The organism is Gimesia fumaroli (assembly GCF_007754425.1).
Taxonomy (GTDB): domain Bacteria; phylum Planctomycetota; class Planctomycetia; order Planctomycetales; family Planctomycetaceae; genus Gimesia; species Gimesia fumaroli.
Genome location: NZ_CP037452.1, coordinates 1004708 through 1024744 on the forward strand (window position 1 = coordinate 1004708; position 20037 = coordinate 1024744).

The following is a 20037-nucleotide window of genomic DNA, read 5'->3' on the forward strand; positions in this document are numbered from 1 at the left end:
TTATGAGTCGATGACTGTTAAGCGACCTGTGCTGTCGCCAAACGATTGCACGGGAGCACCGGCACGATCAAGCATCGAGACGAACAGGTTGGCCAGTGGCGTTTCGGTAGGCACCTGATGGTGGTAGCCGGTTTTAATCGTACCGCCACCTTTACCCGCGAGAATGATTGGTAGATCATGGTGCGTATGACGGTTTCCATCGCCGATGGCACTACCGTAGCAGATCATGGAGTTGTCCAGCAGGTTGCTGTTGCCTTCCGGCGTTGATTTCAGACGATCCAGGAAGTATGCGAACTGAGAAGTCAGATATTCATCGATCTTCTGAATATCGGCGATCTTCTTTTCATCGTTACGGTGGTGAGACAGTTCGTGATGTCCCGAATTTACGCCTACCATCGGGTAGGTTCGGTTACTACCGGCATTGCCGACCATGAATGTCGCAATCCGGGTGGTATCCGTCTGAAATGCCAGAACCAGCAGGTCATACATCAGGCGGACGTGTTCCTGCAGTTCACTGGGAATGCCGTCCGGCAGTTGCATTTCAGGCGGTTTGATTTTTTCCTGATGCGTACTGCGTTCGATTCGCAGCTCGATTTCTCTGACGCTGGAAAAATATTCGTCGATCTTTCGTTTGTCACTTTTGCCGAGCTGTTTTTTCAGTTGATCGGCGTCCTGTTTGACCAGATCCAGAATACTCTGACGGTCTTTCATATGCCGGGCACGTTGTTTTTCCCGTTCCGCACCACCGCCGAACAGGCGTTCGAATGCCAGCTTGGGTACAATTTCTTTCGCGGTCGGCGTTGAAGGGGTTCGCCAGGAAATATTGGAAGAGTACGCACAACTGTAACCAGAGTCACATTGCCCTGCGTTCCGCCCGCGAACCAGACCCAGTTCCAGGGAAGGAAGCCGTGTCTGATGCCCCACCTGTTGTGCAGCCACCTGGTCCACCGAGACGCCGGCTTTGATGTCGGCACCACTGGTTTTGGTCGGGTGAGAACTCGTGAGGTATACCGAAGCGCATCGGGCATGATCGCCGGCTCCATCACCCAGAGCACGTGCATTGATCTGAGCTAATCCGGAAATCACATTGATGTCCGACTTCATGCTCTCCAGTGGCTTCAAGGATTTGGGTAATTCATACCCCTTTCCCGCAGACGTCGGCATCCATGAAGGGCCGATGACTCCATTGGGGAAAAAGATGAACGCTGTTCTCACTGGAGTTTTTCCAGTGGAAGCAGCTGCAGCCGAAACCAGGCTGGAATGTGGTTGCATGATCTCCAGCAATGGCAGCGCCATTGTGGTTCCCATTCCTTTGAGAAATGTTCGACGTTTCAGAAGCTGTGTCATTTTGAGGACCTCTTTGACGTTTTCAGGAAAGGATCGCTGAGTACGATTTCGGTGACGAGCGCCGAAAAGCGATATCCCTTGGCGGTAAATTTCGCAGTGATTTCATCAATGGCACATTTGTCGTAGAACTCAACTCCACGACCAATGGCATAAGTCAGCATCTTCTCTGTTAAAGATCGGCTAAATCCCTGTTTCTGCTGTTCCAGAATTGCGATTAATTCGATCGGGCCGTTAAAAGATTCACCACTGGGCAACTGACCCGAGGAATCAATTTTCTTTCTGCCTTCTTTGTCTCTCCAACGTCCAATGGCATCAAAGTTTTCAAATCCCAGCCCGAGTGGGTCCATCTGATCGTGACAAGCTGCACAACCGGGAATTTTTCGGTGTAACGCCAGTTGCTCTCGTAACGTCGCGTTTGGCTTGGCACTGGCTGATTCTTCCAGCTCAGGTACATTTGGAGGTGGTGCAGGGGGGGGCGTTCCCAGAATATTTTCCATAATCCATTTTCCCCGTTTTACCGGAGAAGTCCGTCCGGGGTTCGAGGTCAGCGTCAGGATGCTGGCTTGGGTAATCAGTCCTGCCCGTTTTGTCTTATCGAGTTTGACCTTCTGGAATTCTTCGCCTTTGACCTCTTTGTTTCCATAAAATTTCGCTAGACGTTCATTCATAAAAGTGTAATCGGCGTTGATGAATTCGATCACGCTCCGATCTTCTTTCATGATGTGAGCAAAGAATTCTTCCGTTTCCCGTCGCATGTCTTCTTTCAACTGCGTACTGAAGCCGCGGAACTTGCGAGGATTGGGAGTCAGGTCTTCCAGATTTCGCAGATTCAACCATTGACCGGCAAAGTTTTCAACGAACGCTTCCGACCTGGGATCTTTCAGCATACGTTTGACCTGAACCTGCAGGGTGCGTGGATCGGTGAGCCTCCCTTGTGCTGCCAGGCTGAACAGTGTTTCGTCCGGCATGCTACTCCATAAAAAGTAAGACAGTCGTGTTGCAATTTCGTACTGGGCGACGTTCTGCACGTCATTGCTGCCGCCAGGGTTCTGGATTCCTTCAATACGGAACAGAAAGTGAGGCGAGACCAGAATCGCCTGGACACCGACCTGAATTCCCTGCTCGAACGTTCTACCCGATTTGACTGTCGCTTCGACCAACTCAACGACAGGTTTGATTTCATCCCGGCTGACCGGACGACGGAAAGCCCGTGTTCCAAAATCTCTCAAAATTTTCTCTGCACAATAGCGGACTGATCGTCCACCACCGGGAGTACAGGTAATGATTTCATTATGCGATTTCGGCAGATCAGAGGGAAGCTGTCCCAGTGGTCCTTTATAGGCCACGTCAAACACATACAGGTTGCGGTCTCGTTTTTTCGGCGGTCCTTTGGGATCATAAAAATCGTTCAAAAAGGAGATTGAAAGCACGTGCTTTCCTTTAGGCAGTGAGATCGCCTTGGGGAACGTAAATGTTTTGGGAACGCTTCGGTTCTCTTTGACATCAAATGTTTTCAGTAATTTTCCATCCAGCTTGACTTCCATTTTCGCAGGATCTTTCCCCGCCGGAGTTTGACCGGCGACAATGCGGAACTCATATTTTCCCGCCTGTTTCAGATTGATCGTTCCCAGGATTGTACCACGCGAATGAAAACCCGCACTCCGTTTACTGAGGGTGACGGCTCCCTCTTTTTTGAAGTTTTTATCGGGGATCTTCGTCCAGGGATAGCTGTCTGGCGTGTTGGCAAAAATCGCTTTCTCTGAAATCTGTTCTGCTGCGTCCAGATACTTTTCCATCAACAGTGGGGGCAGTGACAAGACATCACCAATATTGTCAAATCCGTAACCGACGTCATCGGAAGGAAAGTTTTTCGCAGGCTTAAAATCAATTCCAACCAGGTCGCGGATGGTGTTGTTGTATTCATTGCGGTTCAAACGCCGGATAGTAACCCGACCGGGGTTCACTTCGCCCGAGCAGTCCACTCCGTATAAGGCATCGTCAAACCAGGCTAGAACGTCTTCCCGTTCTTTATCGGTTGGCAGTGGATCGGAATCTTTAGGAGGCATCGATTGAATCTGAATGCGTTTGACAATCTTGCCCCACGCTTCCCGCTGTTCCAGAATACTGGACCGGGTATTGTATTTCTCCAGCGACAGGCCGGCTTCGGCTTCTTCACCCGTATGGCAGTCGAGACAGTATTTCGTGATAAACTGTTTGACGTTTGATTGAAACTGTTTTTCCGATTTCTCGACATTGGACAGTTCTGCGTTTGCCAACACGGGGTTCGCCAATAGCAGCAGGCAGCCCAGAGAATAGAACATTCCCCCGGAATGTGTTTGTGGCAAGAATCGGAAAAGGGTCTCGATCATTCGCATTCTAGTCAAACCTTAAGGTGGGTTCTCAGGCTGAATTCTTTCGAGTGGCTAAAATTCGAAAGCAGTGAGCGCGACTATTGCACACGATCAAACTGAGGCAGGTCATTTAGTGGCAGGGTTCTTACTATATAGCCTAACCTCCTCTTTGACCATTTTGCAAGATCAGTCATCACCCGATCTCTTGTGAAGAGGCAGATTTATGAAGCAAACACCCGCTCTCTTTAATTCTACCCGATATACACGTATAGAGTTTCAATTTTTTCGGTTGTTTACTAATTCGATGGAACTTGCTGAATCCCTCTAACGCGTATTCGCTGGTCGTTGACAGGCTGATTCTCTCTCTGCATCCTTTATACAGAAGTTCGCTTTGACAGCCGACTTTTTTCAGAAAAATATAATGGAAAGCATTTCTGGTACTGAACTGATGAATCAAAACGCGCTCACGTACACGACACTTCGATTCAGGCCTCTGTTGCTCTGTCTGATATTATTCAGCGGCTGTGCCTCCGAATCGGTGGAAGATTATCCCGATCGTCCGATTACCATCATCTGTCCCTGGTCGGTCGGCGGGGCTACCGATCGTACCTCCCGACAGGTCGCGGTCTTTCTCGAACAGGAACTCGGAGTTCCCGTCAATGTGATCAATGCAACAGGCGGGCGAGGAGTCACCGGTCACAGTCGCGGCTTGAATGCCCGGCCTGACGGCTACACGCTGGCCGTGATCACCGGCGAATTAAATATGCTACACTGGCAAGACCTGACCTCGCTGACCTATCAGGATGCGATTCCGATTATCTCTCTTGTCGACGGGGCGGCTGCTGTCTTCGTCAAAGACAATTCTCCCTTTCAAAACATGCAGGAACTTCAAGACTACGTTAAGCAGAACCCCGGAAAATTAACGGCGACCGGAACTGCCAGCGGCGGTATCTGGCACCTGGCTCTAGCGGGCTGGCTCGATTTCAGCGGGTTGAATGCCGAAGACATCAAATGGATTCCCATGAACGGTGCAGGGCCGTCCCTGCAGGAACTGGCCAGCGGAGGCGTCGATCTGGTCTGCTGCAGTCTACCCGAAGCGAAAACGCTGTTTGAGTCCGGGCAGGTTCGTTGCCTGGGTGTGATGACCGAAGAACCTCTGCCCGAATTTAAAGACGTTCCCACCTTCAAATCGCAAGGCATGGATTGGTCGATCTCAGGCTGGAACGGCCTGGCACTTCCGGTGGATACGCCTCAGCCCATTGTTGAGAAAATATCCAATGCGATGAAAAAAATCACCAGCGGCGAAGCCACTCTCCAGGGGAAAACATTTCCCGAACTGATGACGGCCGCCGGCTTAAGTACCCGATATCGAGCCGACGAGGAATTCGCCGGCTTTCTGAAATCCAATGATCAAACTCTGGGGAAACTGCTGACCAGCGACGCTTTCCAGCAGATGTCTTCCCGAGGCACCGGGCCGCTCGTCTTTCCCGCTATGCTTGCTTTCGCCAGTTGTGTGATTTTAGTCTGTCTGGCCGTCCAGAAAAAAGTCCACGCCCTGGCGCCGGATGTTTCCAGTGAGACAGTCACCTCTCAGGGAATTGTAAATACCATTCTCGTCCTCCTTGGAATTGTGGCCTACTTATTGTTTGCAGAAAAACTGGGTTTCATTCTGACAGCCGGCACCATTCTGTTCCTGCTGTTGTGGAAATTTGGCACTCGCTGGTGGATGAGCGCGTTAATTGTGCTCTGTTTCATACCCGGCATATACACCCTGTTCGCACAACTCCTGCGTGTCCCGCTGCCACGAGGTTTATTGGGCTGGTAAGTCACTATACACGTCTCCCTTCTTATTCCGTCTGTCGTCAAGCGCATTGAAGTAACAATATGGAATCATTCATTACCGCGTTACAGAATCTGGCATCTCCCGAAGTGCTGCTGGTGATTTTCCTCTCGGCCGTCTACGGCTTGTTTGTTGGTTCCATTCCCGGATTGACGGCGACCATGGCGGTCGCTTTGTTGATCCCGCTCACATTTTATCTGGATAATCTCACCGCGATCGCGGCGATCGTGACGCTCGAAGCCTGCAGTATTTTTGCCGGCGATATTCCGACAACGCTGGTCCGCATACCGGGGACTCCGTCGTCGGCAGCATATACCGACGATGCGTATTCCCTCACCCGGCAAGGCCTGCATGAAACCTCTCTGGGAGTCTCGTTGATCTTCAGTGTGGCTGGCGGCCTGTTTGGGGCTCTGGTTCTCATTCTCGCGGCGCCTCTCCTGGCAAAAATTGCGTTTCAGTTTACGACCTATGAATACTTCTGGTTGTACGTGCTGGGCTTGAGTTGTGCGGCCATTGTTTCCACGGGGTCACGACTCAAAGGCGCGCTGGCTTTGATGATCGGTCTGATGTTCGCCACTGTCGGCTTGAGTGAAGTCCACAGCGTGCCCCGGTTCACATTTGGTTTTGACGAACTCTTTACCGGCATCAATTTCATTCCCGCAATGATTGGTCTGTTCGGCCTTTCAGAAGTCTTTCGAAATTGCCTGACCTCCAAAACCGACGAAGTAGCCGAAAAACTGGAATCAGCGCATATTAAGGAAGACGACCATTCTCTGTGGAAACATTTAAAACCCGTCTTTGGTGGCGTCCTGCCACAGCTCTGGAAACGCAAATTCAGCTGGTTCCGTTCGAGCTGTATCGGCTCCACCATCGGCATGATCCCCGGTGCCGGTGCCGACATCGCTGCCTGGATCTCATACGCGGTCTCCAAAAAGTTTTCCAAGACCCCCGAAGAATATGGCAAAGGATCGCTCGACGCCGTCGGTGATGCCACCAGTGCGAATAATTCCGCACTCGCAGGCGCCTGGATTCCCGCTCTGGTACTGGGGATTCCCGGCGACTCCGTCACCGCGATTGTGATTGGTGTGCTGCTCATGAAAAATATTACTCCCGGCCCTGCGATCTTTGAAAACCCCGATCAACTCGTACTCGTGCATGGCATCTATCTCACCTTTATTGTCGCGAATCTCCTGCTCATCCCGCTCGGCTTTCTGGCGATTCGCAGTGGCGCCCAACTCGTACGCGTCCCCCGCCGCATTTTGATGCCTTTGATTCTGATGTTCTGTGTCGTGGGTTCCTATTCCATTAACGGCAGTTATTTCGATGTCTGGGTCATGCTGGGCATGGGGATCTTGGGATTCTTTCTTGAAGTCTTCGCGATCCCCCTCGGCCCCGTTGTACTCGGCATCATCCTCGGCAGCCAGTTAGAACAATCCTTCGTGCAGAACCTGACCAAGGATGACAGCTTCCTTTCCTTCTTCAATCGGCCCATCTCTGCAGGCCTCGGCATTTTCTGTATCGCACTCTGGCTCTACCCATTGTTGATGCCGCTCTTGAGGAAAAAAGAACAGGTCGCCAGTTAAACTTTTCTGACAGGTCCATTTCTTCAGTGAACTCATCGAATCTGACTTCGCAATTTTCAGCATGGAAATCAGCTTGACACCGCGGTGCCCTTCGTGAAACTCTGCACTTATGCGTCGCGCGCGAGAGAACTGAACCGTCCAGTTCCCGATGTTGACGACTGCTGACTTTTCCATCATCAAAAACAGGGCGTTTTTTAATTCACGCACCTGCACAACGCTCTGAACTAACCGCATAACACCTGCTTTTTTTATGCGGGTCGACACACTTCGGACCGCATTCCGCACAGAACCAACACAGGCCAGCACTGCATGAACCACAGTCTGCCACAATTCGGCAACAAAGCGGATTGACAGCCTCACGCCGTTCGCGATGATCTGTCGTACTCGAGTAACAAACTGTCCCTTCAGAGTAGTCAGAATGAACAGAAAGAAAATTGGGAATGCAATCATTTCAAAACCAAATGATGAAAAAGGTACCTGTAGGGGCGGGACCCATGTGTCCGCCCGCCTGGAGAGGTTCAAACCAAAATCACTGTCGGAACGGAACCAGAAAAATCCCGCATTAGGGATGACAGGAAAAAATCGTACCCGAGAGACGTGGATTCGCAGAGATGAACATCACGCACCCACGGGTGCAAACCGTCAGGCAGTCCGCCGTTGCATTATAACCTGACCCACCCGCACAATACCCAGGCTGACAAACGCCAGCGTTGGCAGTAACAGCGGCATCAGAAATCGTTCTCCGGCGGCGATTGGCAGATACCAGGCAAACGCCAGCCAGAACAACAGCATCCAGAGCAAATACAAGCGTCGTGCCGGACCTGTTTCCGACAGCAGTCCCACCAACAGAAACGGTGCCGCCAGCAAACCAAAGAACAGTCGCCCTTCTTCAAACGGGAGCGGCCCCAGGCTGCGCAGGAAAATGAAGACCTGCCACAAGAGCCCTTTGACTTCGCGTTTGACAATCGTGGCTACCGAGTGTGTCTGCAAATAGTTCCGGGCGGCCTGACTGAGTGAACCTTGTCTGGCCAGCGCATGCGGCTCCGTGAATTCATCCTGAAACATCAGATACGAATTCGCATTAAATGTCGGGCTGCCGTACACGCGCGCATTTCGAACCAGTAGCGGCGAGGCAATCACTGCGAAACTGGCCACCAGCAGGCAGACGCTGACCAGAATCGTTTTCATCGAAGCCGTTATTGTTTGAGTCTGTGTTGGTTCCGCCGCACTGTCGTTCTTCGAGGCACTTCGTTTTTTGAACCGGGAACAGAGTCTGTTCCAATTCACTGCATACGAACAGAGCCAGAACAAGAGTCCCAGCATCAACAACAGCGCCGTTCCTTTGGTGAGCCACGCCAGTCCCAGCATCAGCCCCAACCCAATCAAAGCCAAGTAAGGAATTTTGAGAGCCGATCTGAGATCGGGCAGTCGAAGTACAATCAGCCACAGGCAGGCGATGAAAAATAACAGCAGCCCTTCACAGACGACCCGCCCCGTCAATTGACAATACGCGGCATTCACACTGAGTAAAAAGCCCGTCAGCCCTCCCGTCAGATTTCCATACTGCCGCGCGATCCCGATTGAGAAAATCAACAAAGCCAATAAACCGAACATCGCCGACAGGCGTTTGCCCGCTTCATAGTCAGGAAAGAAAGAGAGCAGCGCCACATACAACGGATGCTGGTTGGCTTCCGTGTACTCTCCCGCAAACAGCTGCTTAACCAAAGCTGCCGCGCCTCCGGATTCCTGAACCGATTTGGCCTGTGACAAAAACGCGGCCTGGTCATTGTTCGTCGGCGTTGGTTGCTGCGGGATTAGATTGATCATCACCACGAAATACACAATCATCGAAAACGAGAGCAACAGACTACCCAGCCAGTGATCCGCGGGATTCGTCGCCTCAGAAAAAATGCTGCATCCGTTTTTTGCTTTTAGCAGAACACGTTCCCAGAAGCGGTTGGGCACCAGGCAGCCGGCGACTCCGATTAGAGAAGCGACCACACAGCAGCCGGCTGCCGCTGAAGCCAGGGAAGGACGTTCTATGAGTTCTGCCCCTTTGAGTTGCACGATCTCCCATAATGCCAGACCGGAGATGCCGGCCAGGGCACCTGATACCAGTCTGGGACCAAGGGTGTTCATCAGGCAAGCAACCTTTCTGAAGTCGACGGGCGAATATACTAGTGGAGTGTCATTTTCAAATTTTGGGTTGATAGATATCACAAGAGTGCGACAACGGAGCACGTAAACAACACTCCTAACCCTCAATTTCTAGCTTGACAAAGCACAAGCGGTCGTCCTGAAACAGGTTAATAAAAACCGAAACAGGCTAATAAAACGGAATTCGGACTAGGCTTAAAGTGACGAATGGTCTATCTTTCGGTCTGATAAGCATAGCATATTTGAGCCGTTCTGAAATCACAGAATTGAGCAGAATGTCCATTTTTGAATTCGGGAGTAATGAGTCACGTGTATTCAGTGATCGCCTATCTGCAGTGGGACATTAACCGCGTCCTGTTTGAACTTGGCCCGATTAAGATCCGTTATTACGGACTCTTTTTCACCGCCGGTTTCATCTGCGGCTATCTTCTGCTCCGCTGGATGTATCGTACGGAAAATAAAAACGTCGACGATGTCGATTCGCTGCTGATCTATATGGTGATTGGAACGATCGTCGGAGCCCGGTTAGGACATTGCCTGTTTTATCATCCCGCGTACTTCTTTGAGAAACCGATTCGGTTTCTGGAAATCTGGAAAGGTGGTCTGGCCAGTCACGGCGCCGCCGTTGGAATTACGATTTCCGCCTGGCTCTACTCGCGGAAACATAAGGATCAATCCCTGTTGTGGCTCATGGACCGTCTGGCAATTCCTGTCGCCCTGGCCGGCTTTTTCATCCGCATCGGCAACTTCTTCAATTCGGAAATTCTGGGACGCGCCTCCGATGTGCCTTGGGCAGTGATCTTTGTGAATGGGTTGGGGCTGGAAACCAAACAGGATCAGATGACACCCCGGCATCCGGTGATGCTGTACGAATCACTCTGCTATGGCTGCATCTTTCTCATTCTCTATCTGCTCTACCGCAAATATCGTGCGGCAACGCCCGGCGGTCTATTAATTGGCCTGTTCTTTATCCTGGTCTTTAGCGCCCGCTTCGTGCTGGAATTTTTCAAGCTGCGACAAGCCGAATTTGCACAGGGGTTACCTCTCAGCGTCGGGCAGATGCTGAGTATCCCGCTGGTCCTCGCCGGTATTCTCCTGCTGATTTATCGCAGGCCTGTCGCATCGACCGAGAGTATCGCGCCCCCGGAAAAGAAGAAGTAATGGACTCGATGTGGTCTGGTGTACACATTTCTGGGGTTAGGTTTTTTCCGTTCAGACGTCTTTAATAGTAGGCAAATTGCAGACAAAGATGTGTGCTTTTGTTTATTCCTCGGGCTCGTATTGCCTTAAATCATAGATCCTAGTAAAGTCCGCGAGCAAAATACTCAGATTTTACTACTAGAGGTCAGGTCAAATTCCGCTTTTGGAATTCGGGTGTTTTTTTGCAACACGGATCTTTGACTCAGGTGTATAATGAGATGCAGGCTTAACTCGCTTGCTGCCAGATGGCAGCCGTTTAAATGAATTGAGGCGATTGTGGCTCTCACGGATATTGATAAGAATTTGCTCAAACGCTGTCTGGCGGAAGAGCCGGGTGCATGGAAGGATTTCGTTGACCGGTTTATCGGCCTGTTCACGCATGTGATTCATCACACTGCCCATGCCCGCAGTATTCGTGTCACCGACAACGATGTCGAAGATCTGCTCTCAGAAGTTTTCCTGGTTCTGTTAGCCAATGACTATCGCGTTCTGCGAAACTTCCGTGGTAACAGTTCTCTGGCGACCTACCTGACCGTGGTCTCCCGTCGTGTGATTGTAAAAAAAATGGTCGAACGCCGAATGGCTGAAGCCCTGGGGCATGTTTCTACCAAATCGAAACTGGAATCGCTCTCTGAAGAAGCCCGGCATCAACAGACGCTGGAAGATCAGGAAGAGATCCAGAATATGATCAAGCAACTGCCGCCCGCAGATGCACAGATTGTCGAGCAGTACCATCTGCAGGGAAAGTCCTACCAGCAGATCAGTAGCGAACTGGATATCCCCGAGAATTCGATCGGGCCGACACTCTCACGGGCACGTAACCGCATGCGTGAAAATAAATCCAAAACACGTACGCTTTAAACATCTGTTGCTTCCTTTCGATGAGAATAAGAATTCATCTCGGCCAGGAAGAATAGTCGCAGGCGCTTCCTGACCGAGAGGGATTCGGATGGCACACGCCGTATTGTCACATCCTCCTCCTTGTTATTGACCACGTCCGAAACCACCTCTCTGTCTGCTCTGTCCTGGTGGACCAAAACCACCCCGGCCAGGCCCACGCCGCCCCGGTCCGGGGCCACGTCTCTGAAAACTGCTGTCGGGAGTTCCTCGAAAATTGCGGGGAATAAACGGGAACTCTTCGATAATATAATAATGATAGATGCCGTCAGGGTATTCGGGAGTCACACCGAATCGGCCGTTGCATTCATCCAGATCGCCGGCACCTTCAACGTACTCGTAATCCGCGACAAAGGTGCCATCGTATTTCCCGCCGGGGCCATTCGGGCGCGTCCCTTTTTTGATTCGGTAGCTGGATTTCATTTTTCGTATTTCACTTGTCGCGTCTTGGGCATCCGCATAGCCATACTGACCGTAGATCGGAAATCCATCCGCGGCAACGCCTATCAATGCGACCGCTTTGGTTTTATTCAGATTCGAAATGAGCCCCGTCGGTAACCCATGATAGTGGTAACTACCCGTCGGTTGAACGTGTGCGTTACTCTGGTCAAGTCCCAGATTGATCCTTCCGGACTTGGCTTCGTAATTCCAGCCGGAGCGACGATCGCGGTTCCAGAACTCCGCCGTCTCTGCATCGAACACGACCCCATTAATCGCAATGCCAAACGGTGAATGAGAATTGGGTGTAATATTGCGCGCTTCTTTGGGCTCAGCAGGAACCCTGAATTGATAGTGCTGTGGCCGGATCGAATTCGGATTATTTCGATTCGGAAATCGTCCCGGTTGATGATCGGGAATCCCGTTCGAACTGATATAGCGATAACCGTCTTTCACAGTAATCTGTACCTGGCTCTTCGGCAGAGGACCGGAAGAGGGAGGACCAAATCCCGGCGGGGGAAATGCCGGCAGTGGTGCAGCACTCCCACACAGAACGAGAGAACAGAGTGTCAGCAGTCGAATTTTCAAAGCAGCCTCACAATCTGTTGTTGGTTTGATCCTGTCAAAAAAATTCACAAATTCTTCGTATCTAAGTTCATAACGAGTCAGAGAGCTGGGATTCCACCGGGTTTTTGACGTTTTTTAAAAAAATGATCCCAGGTGTCGTGTTCACGTCGCGTCTAAGATCGCCAGTGGAAACCCGCGTTCTGTTGACAGTCAGGCTGCGCCGAACAAAAATCGACGTAATGGATAGTCTGTCGGCTCAAAAACGAACGACACGGGTTTCTCTCACTCACGGATTGAACCACTCCCCTGAATTGATTCTGCGGAATCTGGAAACGGATTGTACTGATGCAAACGACACGAATTCGATCGATGTTTGCGTACCGGTTTTCTTTGCTTTTACTCACTCTGGCGTTTCTGGGAATCACCACAACTCTCCCGGCGCAAACGAAGCCGACCCAGACTGGATTTGTGAACGCCGTTTATAAGGACGCGGCCGGCGAACATCGCTATGTGGTCTTTGTTCCTAAAAACTATTCACCCGAAAAAAAATATCCTGTGATCCTGTTCCTGCACGGTGCCGGCGAACGAGGCAACGATGGTCTCAAGCAGACCCAGGTTGGCTTAGGTCCCATCGTCAAACAGCAGGCCGCAACGTTTCCCTTTCTTGTCGTCTTCCCCCAGGCAGAAAATATGAAAGAGAGCCTGCTGGGCGGCTGGCTGGCCAACACCGATGACTCGAAACGGGCATTGAAAATTCTTGATACCGTGATGAAAGATTATTCGGTCGACAGCAAGCAGCAGATCTTAACCGGCTGGTCGATGGGCGGCTACGGCGCCTGGAGTCTGGCGGCGGCAGATCCGCTTCGCTGGTCGGCAGTCGCTCCGATCGCGGGCGGCGGAAAAACCGACTGGGCAGCGAAGCTCAAAGAAGTGCCAATCTGGGCCTTTCATGGCGCCAATGATCGTGCGATTCTTCCCGCAGAATCAGAGAAAATGATCAACGCAGTGAAACAGGCCGGCGGTACACCCCGTTTTACCGAAGTTCCCGACGTCGGTCACGATGTCTGGAAGGTCGCTTATTCCGAGCCCCTGTTTGACTGGATGCAGCACCCCGGTCGCGCCATGGATTCTTCCGCGCCGCTTCTGGTCAAACCCGATCTGAAACTGCCAGCCGAAGCCGATACCAACAGTCCGTTTGTACCCGCTTTGGTCATCGATAATGCCGTCTCGGTGCGTTTGGGAAATCGGTTTCTGCAGTCGCTGGCCGATGCGGTTCCCAGTATGGTTCCCGCAGATATGCTGGAAGGGTCAATCAATGACATTTACGACTATACCGTCGCGCAAGGCCGTGGCTTTGATGTGCAATTCACGGGGATCTCATATAAAGGTGAACTGGCCCGTGCCGCCGTCGAAGCTTATGCAGCAGACACTCTGAATATTCAACTCGGCATTAAGAATGTCGATCTCTATATCAGTAGCACCTATGTCACCGGCAATCGGCATTCCGCCGTTGCGGGACCGATTTCTGTCAGCGTCGGTCACCAGAAACCGGTCTGGCTCAGTTTCGATGTGAAACCATATATCAAAAATAATCAACTCAAACTGCAACTTGTACGCACACGATTCAATATTCCGCAGAATAACTGGTACGTCTCCGGGCCCGCCGGCGTCTCCACACGCGGCATTGGCATGACCGCAGAGAAAGTTTCCAGCGGACTCGTCGATGGAATCTACGGCAGTAAGGGACGTATTGAACAAGAAGTCAAAGCCATCGTGCCCGGCCTCGTGGAAGAACTGGAAAAACAACTCAACTTCGACGAAGCCAGTCAGGTCGTCAATGCCGTCTGGCCGTTACCCGTATATCAGCCGCGGATGAAACTTTCACCGCGAGAAGTCGTCACAGATAAAAAAGGCGTTTCGATCAGCTTCGGCCTCAGCGTTGCCGCTCTGGAGCCAGATAAGTTTGACGGCAAAGTGAGACGGCTGAATTCACTGGGGAGATCGGTCAACGACATTCCCAAAGTCAGCGACCTGCAGGTGGGCGTCGCGCCCAGCATGCTCAAACCGTTAACCGAGATGCTGGTCGAAGCCGATGTCGCCCGCATCCCCGTTCAGGATGTCCCCGGTCATTCCTTTGCACCACTGGCAGAACCCAAAACACTGCAGCAGGTCTTTCCCGATCTGAAACAGTACGGCGATAACGTCAAAATCTGGTCGGAACTCGTGTTAACCAAACCGATTCAGGTCGAAGATGCCAGCCAACCGAAAAAAACAAAAGGGAATCCATTCCGCTTTGTCGTCCCGCAAGCAGCCATCTCGATGGCCATCAAAAAATCGGCTGCCAATAAAGATTGGATTCCCTACGCCGAGTATTCACTCTCGGTCAGTCAGGATGTCGAGCCGGAAATTGTCGATCGCACCTATTCCAAACGCGCCCTGCGCTTGAACTGGGAAGGGGGCTCACGCATCGGCGGCACCGCTCGCTTTGCACCCGAGTACAAACCGCAGGATGCCAAAATCAACCAGCAAAAATTCCAGGCTCTGGTGCAGTCCGCCTGGGATGGCTGGACGAAGCAGGGCCCCGCGTCCGTTGCGGAGATCCCCGATATCGAACTCGGTTTTGGCCTGTACCGCGTCAACAAAGTCAACTGGTCCACGCCGCAGTTATTGGCGACGTTTACCGTGCCCGAGTTGAAGATTACCAATAATACGAAAATCGATATGGAGTACGAACTGAAAAGTCCCTACAGCGATTGGGGCGGCCCTTACACGTTGAAGCCGGGTGAATCGCACGCCTTCGACGCGGCGACTCCGCTGACTTACCGACGCAAGGTAAATAACCGCCTGCAGGTTTACACCTTAGCCGCCGGTTCCCACTATGAATTCGATCCACAGAACGGCGATCAGAGTGGCACCCTGTTTGAAGCCGCCGACAATTGATCAATTTTCCGCGGGTTCTTCAGTCACGCTCTCGCTGACAGAGATCAGCGGGAGCAGCGTCTGTTCCAGCAGGGTGGCGGGTGCGATGCCGAGCACGACAATCAGCAACACCAGAGGGCTGAATGCAAGCCAGGTGAGTCCGATATTTTCGTGCGAACGAACCGGCGTTGCACTGACAGCGGGAAGTTCTGTTGGTTGATCGACTTTCATTAACCGCCAGAAACCGCGAATCAGCGCCAGGTTAAACAGCAGACTCCCCAATAGAAAACTCAACGCGAGCAGAACGCCCTGATTGGCCAGGCTCCACAGCAATGCGAATCCCGCCGTAAATCCTCCCAGTCCCGGCATACCCAGCAACGTCAATAAAGACAGGCCGGCGATTCCCATGAACAGTTTGTGAGTGCGTTTCTGTTGTTCTAATCCAATCAAAGGCAGCACCAGAAACAGCAGGCAGCAGGCCAGCCCCTGAATCAGATTCCATGACAGGTATTGGGAAACCGCTGTCGCATCGGCGGCAAATAAGATCGTCAACACCAGCGAAGTCTGCCCGATCAAAAACCAGACCACAATCGTAAGCAGATCTTTTCTCAAACTGGCAATCAGCGCCGCGATCAGAAAACCGAAACTACCCCACAACGCCAGCAGCGAAGACACGCTGGTACCGACCGAAAACGTTAACGGAACCAGAAAGCGAACCATTCCGTAAATACTGACCTTGGTGATCAAAGTCAGCAGTACCAGATACCAGCCGATTCCCTCGGGCGCGGAACCCGCTTGCGCAGGCAGCAACTTCAACCACTGCGTCAACTGATAGTGGACCGGAAACAAGGCGCCTTTGATGACAAAGCCCGATAGTAACATCAGAAAAATCCAGGGAGACACAGTGCTCCAATACGCTTGGGCAACCGGGTAGAGCGAAACATCGCTGACAGTTCCCTGCAGGATCGATTCAAACTGCAGCGTCAGAGGTTGCGGCCCTTCCAACAGCACGCCCTGCATCCAGGTATGTCCGGTCGCCGCCAGTAACAGGCCTCCCATGATCAGGCCGTCTCCCAGAAACTGCAGATACATCGTGCTCTCAAAAACAGAACGCGAACGGCTACCGCTGGCCAGTCGAATCAGGCACAGCAGACAAAACGTCGTCAGCATCAGGAACGTAAGAAAGCTGAGCAAATCGAAAGAGACAAACAGCCCCGCCAGCAGCGCCTGTAACAACATTAGTAGAAAATAGTGTTGTTGCGAGACGTCCGTCATCCGATGAATCAACAGTGTCAGCACAGGCCACAAGCAGGTTGGCAGCAGTAGAAACCAGACAGCCGTCGCATCCAGGGCCCATTTGATAACCCGCTCGTTCCGTTCCTCCGCTGACGCCGTTTCGGTAGCAGGAAGTTTTAACGTGACAGAAATTGCCCGGGTTGGCCGGTCATCCTCGTCAGTCTGCAGGAAAGGAGAGAACATTACCGCAGCCAGGATCAGACAGGAAACCAGCGAATTGGAAAATGCGGTCCAGCGAGTAAACTCCAGTCCCAGCCGCGATGCACCCCACCCAAAGCACGCACCGATGACTGGCATGACAACCAGTAATACAGGTGACAGGGGAATGATGGCATTCAGGAATGAGTTCATGAGTGGCTCGAAGCAATCACATTTATGGGACTGGAATCAAAAGACGGGAAACAGGAAACAACGTTTATATCTGCAACACCATCAGCACGAAAATTAAAATGGAAAGCGTAAACAGCAGCACGAGCGTCTGAAAGGCAGTCTGGCCGTTCTGCATCTGTTTCAACAGCTGACCCCAGTATTCAGGTAGCGTCTCCAGGGAAAATCGGCTGCACAGTGTCACAATCCATTCATCCAACAGAGAGGCGAATTTCGCACAAAACTGCAGGGGGTGAATCAACGCCCGGTTCAACAGCGTGAGTGAATAGTAGTGCGACTGTCCTAATTGAATCAGTGCCGGCTCCGGGGATGCATCGGGTTTGCGGCGATCTGTTTTCGACGCCGTCATCCAGGCCAGGACCAGTGCCACCAGTGGCATCACACAAAACAGACTGCAGAACAACCAGTCACGATCAAAGGGATTCTCGCTGTCGCCCGTCATCAACGCCGGCCAGAGTTGCGGGAAGATCGGCAGCCGAACATAAACGGAAACACTTGTCAAACAAATCAAAACCGTGATACCCCACAGCGGCAGCACAGGAAAGTTCGCGCGACTGTCGGATGAAACCGATCTGGCATTGAGGAAAAAATAAAACCGGGCCAGTCCAAAGACATAGCCGGCGAGAATGAACAGCATCAGCCAGACCATCAACTCCGACCGCAAATTCTGTGCGGCGGCTCGGGCCGCGATCAGTGGATTCAACATCGTACCCAGGCCAGCGACGGACGCGGTCAGTAACAGTAGCACGCAGATTTGAATCGAACCCATCGATTGTAATGGCAGCGTTCCCTCCTGCAACCGATGCTGAATGGGGATCAGCACAGCAAATAGACTGGTCTGCAGCAGTACCAGCGCCAGAATCAGATGCAGCGAAGAGCCGCGACTCATCCCCAGAATGGCGACCGTCATACCTGCCATAGTTGCAGAAAGCCAGTACAACACGCGGTCTCGCTGCTGACCGCGCGTGAGACTGATCGCGGAGAACAGCGTGAGGAATGCAGACAGGGTTCCCAGTTGCAGCAGCAGACGCTGGTTGGCTTGAATCGCGAAAAAATAGGGAGCCGTACGCAGTAGCAAAAACAGACCTGCGGGAAGTGAGAGCAGACTGAGTGTTGCTAAAGAGGATGAATTCCAGGGCGTTTGACGGCAGACAATCAGTGCGGACGCCGGAAACAGATTCAGGCGAGGCAGGGCGGCCAGAAAGAGTGCTGCCCCGATACCGGGCAAAGCGACCCGGTTTTGTGTGAACGCGGCCTGAATCGCATCCGGCTGCAGACAGGTCAGGAAATGCAACGACTGAAAGTTGACGCTGATTAAAAAAATCGCCAGCAGCAGCATCCCGTCCGAGAATGCATTCCAGCCCCACCAGTGTCGGTGCTCTGTTTCCTGCGGACTCTCGTCGGGCAGATTCACTTCGTGCAGCAGATTCATGCTCATCGACAGCATCAGCCAGAACAGAAATAACTGCAAAAAGTTAGTCGCCAGCACAATACCCGCGGTCGCGAAGAAGCTGAGTAAATACAACAGGGAAGTAAACTGCCGACGCGAACGCGGGGCAGGAACTGTCGAGAAAGAATGGTCGAGCAGCAGGTAAAACAGTGAAGCCAGCGAGATCAACAGAAAAAACGCAAGACTCAGCGGGTCCAACAAGACACCGATTGAGAGCCGACCTTCCTCTCCACTACCCAGCGAGAGCCAGTCAATCAACGTCCGTGAATAAGATTGACTCTGAAGCCGGGAACGGAAATAAAAGACGGACGTGACCGCAACCATTGTGGTCAGTACGACACCAATTAACGCGGGCCAGTGCGGACGTCCTTTTAATATTCGGAATCCCACGAGCGCAGCTACCAGCACCATCACGAAGGGCGTGATCAGACTCAGTTGCAGTAACAGCGTGATCGTTTTATCCACGCGAGATTGTTCCTTCCCGCGATTTCGGTTCGACCTGCTCCTGCTGCAAATATCGACGGGCATGAAAAATCAGAGCGGCCAGCGTACACAGCAACGTGATTACGATCAACGCCACGATCAGGAAATAGAAGTTCCCCGCCCGCGAATTTTGAAATGGTCCATAGGCGGCAAAGACCAGACCGGCGCCCTGCAGCCAGAGTAACAGTGAAAACACGGTCGCCAGCCGATTGCGCTGTAGCAGCATGCCCAGAAAACCAAGCACGATCAGCGTCACCGCGATCATCAGGTGATTATGCAGCAGGGGGGCAGATTGCATTAGGATCATTTTCGTACTCCCCATTCATCTGAATAAGTCAAGTCCGGGTCATGTGCTTTTGCGTTCAGCCGTGTGATACCCACATAGGAAACTCCCACAAAAATCAGCAGTAAAATCAACGTCGTCCAGTGTGCGGTTAAGAACTGTTGTACCAGCGCCAGGTCTTCGACCTTCGCCGCTGGTTCCGTCTCCGCTGTCGGTTGATCCGTGATTGATCCCCATTCCCGATGCACCACCCAGAGACAGCCACAGAGCAGCAAACCACACGCCAGACAGGACAGAAACGGCTCTCGAAAGGGGCCTTCGTCGTCAGAATCATTCGTGTATGTGTCCGGCGTGAAAATGCCGCGATACAGAAACAGCAGCACCATTCCTCCCAGAATCATCCAGCAGAGCAACACCAGCGGCAACAGCTTTGCCTGCAGCAATAACAGCCCGCTGGTCAGAAACGAAATCGTGGCCGCGGTGAGAGACCATTTCAAATCGGAAGATAAAACAGCCGCCGCGCCAAAACCGAGTACGATGAATGCCGTCGTAAACTGGCTAATCAGAACGAACAGCTCCTGGGCGCGACTTCCGGTTTCTGCAGACAGCGGCCGGCCAAACCAGAAAAATAACACTGCCAGCGCGAACAACGACAACGCCGGCCAGCCCCAGTGCATTTGGCGTGACTTGTCTGCCGTTGAATGCGAATCCACATTCAGATAACCATAGATGCCGGTTATCATCAGCAGTACCAGCACCGCCAGCGTCATAAACAGCAGGTTATCCGCAGTGCCCGGCAAGTAAAAGAAAAGGTCGTTCATTCCACGTTTGATTTCTGT

The 20037-nt window shown here is 52.1% G+C and carries 13 protein-coding genes; 5 read left to right on the plus strand and 8 right to left on the minus strand.

Translation table 11 applies throughout. The annotated features are described in order from the left end of the window. Positions 1–1347 carry a DUF1552 domain-containing protein gene (locus Enr17x_RS03890; RefSeq protein WP_145306068.1) on the minus strand — a complete coding sequence of 449 codons (1347 nt, stop codon included), beginning with the start codon at positions 1345–1347 and terminating at the stop codon, positions 1–3. Beyond that, entirely contained in the window at positions 1344–3716 is a 2373-nt protein-coding gene (locus Enr17x_RS03895) for a DUF1592 domain-containing protein (RefSeq protein WP_198000956.1), read from the minus strand. Before Enr17x_RS03895 ends, Enr17x_RS03890 begins: the two co-directional genes overlap by 4 nt. A gap of 403 nt (positions 3717–4119) precedes the next feature. On the opposite strand from Enr17x_RS03895, the gene Enr17x_RS03900 reads away from it, so the two are divergent. Together Enr17x_RS03900 and Enr17x_RS03905 are read left to right on the plus strand one after the other, a co-directional pair. After that, positions 4120–5523 (plus strand): tripartite tricarboxylate transporter substrate-binding protein, encoded by a 1404-nt coding sequence (locus tag Enr17x_RS03900; protein ID WP_145306072.1) that lies wholly within the window; start codon positions 4120–4122, stop codon positions 5521–5523. Between the two features lie 59 nt (positions 5524–5582). Then, positions 5583–7121, plus strand: coding sequence for a tripartite tricarboxylate transporter permease (locus tag Enr17x_RS03905; RefSeq protein WP_145306074.1), 1539 nt, complete (start codon positions 5583–5585; stop codon positions 7119–7121). Positions 7122–7763: 642 nt separating this feature from the next. Here the strand turns inward: Enr17x_RS03905 and Enr17x_RS03910 are convergent. Continuing rightward, positions 7764–9260, minus strand: coding sequence for a hypothetical protein (locus tag Enr17x_RS03910; RefSeq protein ID WP_145306076.1), 1497 nt, complete (start codon positions 9258–9260; stop codon positions 7764–7766). Between the two features lie 318 nt (positions 9261–9578). Here Enr17x_RS03910 and lgt point away from each other — a divergent pair, with 318 nt between their 5' ends. Both lgt and Enr17x_RS03920 read left to right on the plus strand, forming a co-directional pair. Beyond that, on the plus strand, positions 9579–10439 hold the full coding sequence (gene lgt, locus Enr17x_RS03915; protein ID WP_232100942.1) for a prolipoprotein diacylglyceryl transferase: 861 nt from the start codon (positions 9579–9581) through the stop codon (positions 10437–10439). 315 nt (positions 10440–10754) lie between these two features. After that, positions 10755–11339, plus strand: a complete 585-nt coding sequence (locus Enr17x_RS03920; RefSeq protein ID WP_232100943.1) for an RNA polymerase sigma factor — start codon at positions 10755–10757, stop codon at positions 11337–11339. A gap of 123 nt (positions 11340–11462) precedes the next feature. Here the strand turns inward: Enr17x_RS03920 and Enr17x_RS03925 are convergent, their stop codons facing one another. Continuing rightward, a complete protein-coding gene (locus Enr17x_RS03925; protein WP_145306080.1) occupies positions 11463–12401 on the minus strand; it encodes a YHYH protein in 939 nt (312 codons plus the stop codon). A gap of 324 nt (positions 12402–12725) precedes the next feature. Here Enr17x_RS03925 and Enr17x_RS03930 point away from each other — a divergent pair, with 324 nt between their 5' ends. Then, the gene (locus tag Enr17x_RS03930) at positions 12726–15320 is read left to right on the plus strand and encodes a carboxylesterase family protein (RefSeq protein WP_145306082.1); all 2595 of its coding nucleotides are present in this window, start codon (positions 12726–12728) and stop codon (positions 15318–15320) included. On the opposite strand, the gene Enr17x_RS03935 is transcribed toward Enr17x_RS03930, so the two are convergent. The 4 genes from Enr17x_RS03935 to Enr17x_RS03950 form a co-directional block, all read right to left on the minus strand. Further along, positions 15321–16946: a proton-conducting transporter transmembrane domain-containing protein gene (locus Enr17x_RS03935; protein ID WP_145306084.1), complete on the minus strand. Its 1626-nt coding sequence runs from the start codon at positions 16944–16946 to the stop codon at positions 15321–15323. A 64-nt stretch (positions 16947–17010) separates the two neighbouring features. Then, a complete protein-coding gene (locus Enr17x_RS03940) occupies positions 17011–18897 on the minus strand; it encodes a NuoL/Nad5 family protein (protein WP_145306086.1) in 1887 nt (628 codons plus the stop codon). Next, positions 18890–19222, minus strand: coding sequence for an NADH-quinone oxidoreductase subunit K (locus tag Enr17x_RS03945; protein WP_145306087.1), 333 nt, complete (start codon positions 19220–19222; stop codon positions 18890–18892). The genes Enr17x_RS03940 and Enr17x_RS03945 overlap by 8 nt, the downstream gene beginning before the upstream one ends. Next, on the minus strand, positions 19219–20019 hold the full coding sequence (locus tag Enr17x_RS03950) for a hypothetical protein (protein WP_145306089.1): 801 nt from the start codon (positions 20017–20019) through the stop codon (positions 19219–19221). The genes Enr17x_RS03945 and Enr17x_RS03950 overlap by 4 nt, the downstream gene beginning before the upstream one ends. Between the last annotated feature and the right edge of the window lie 18 nt (positions 20020–20037).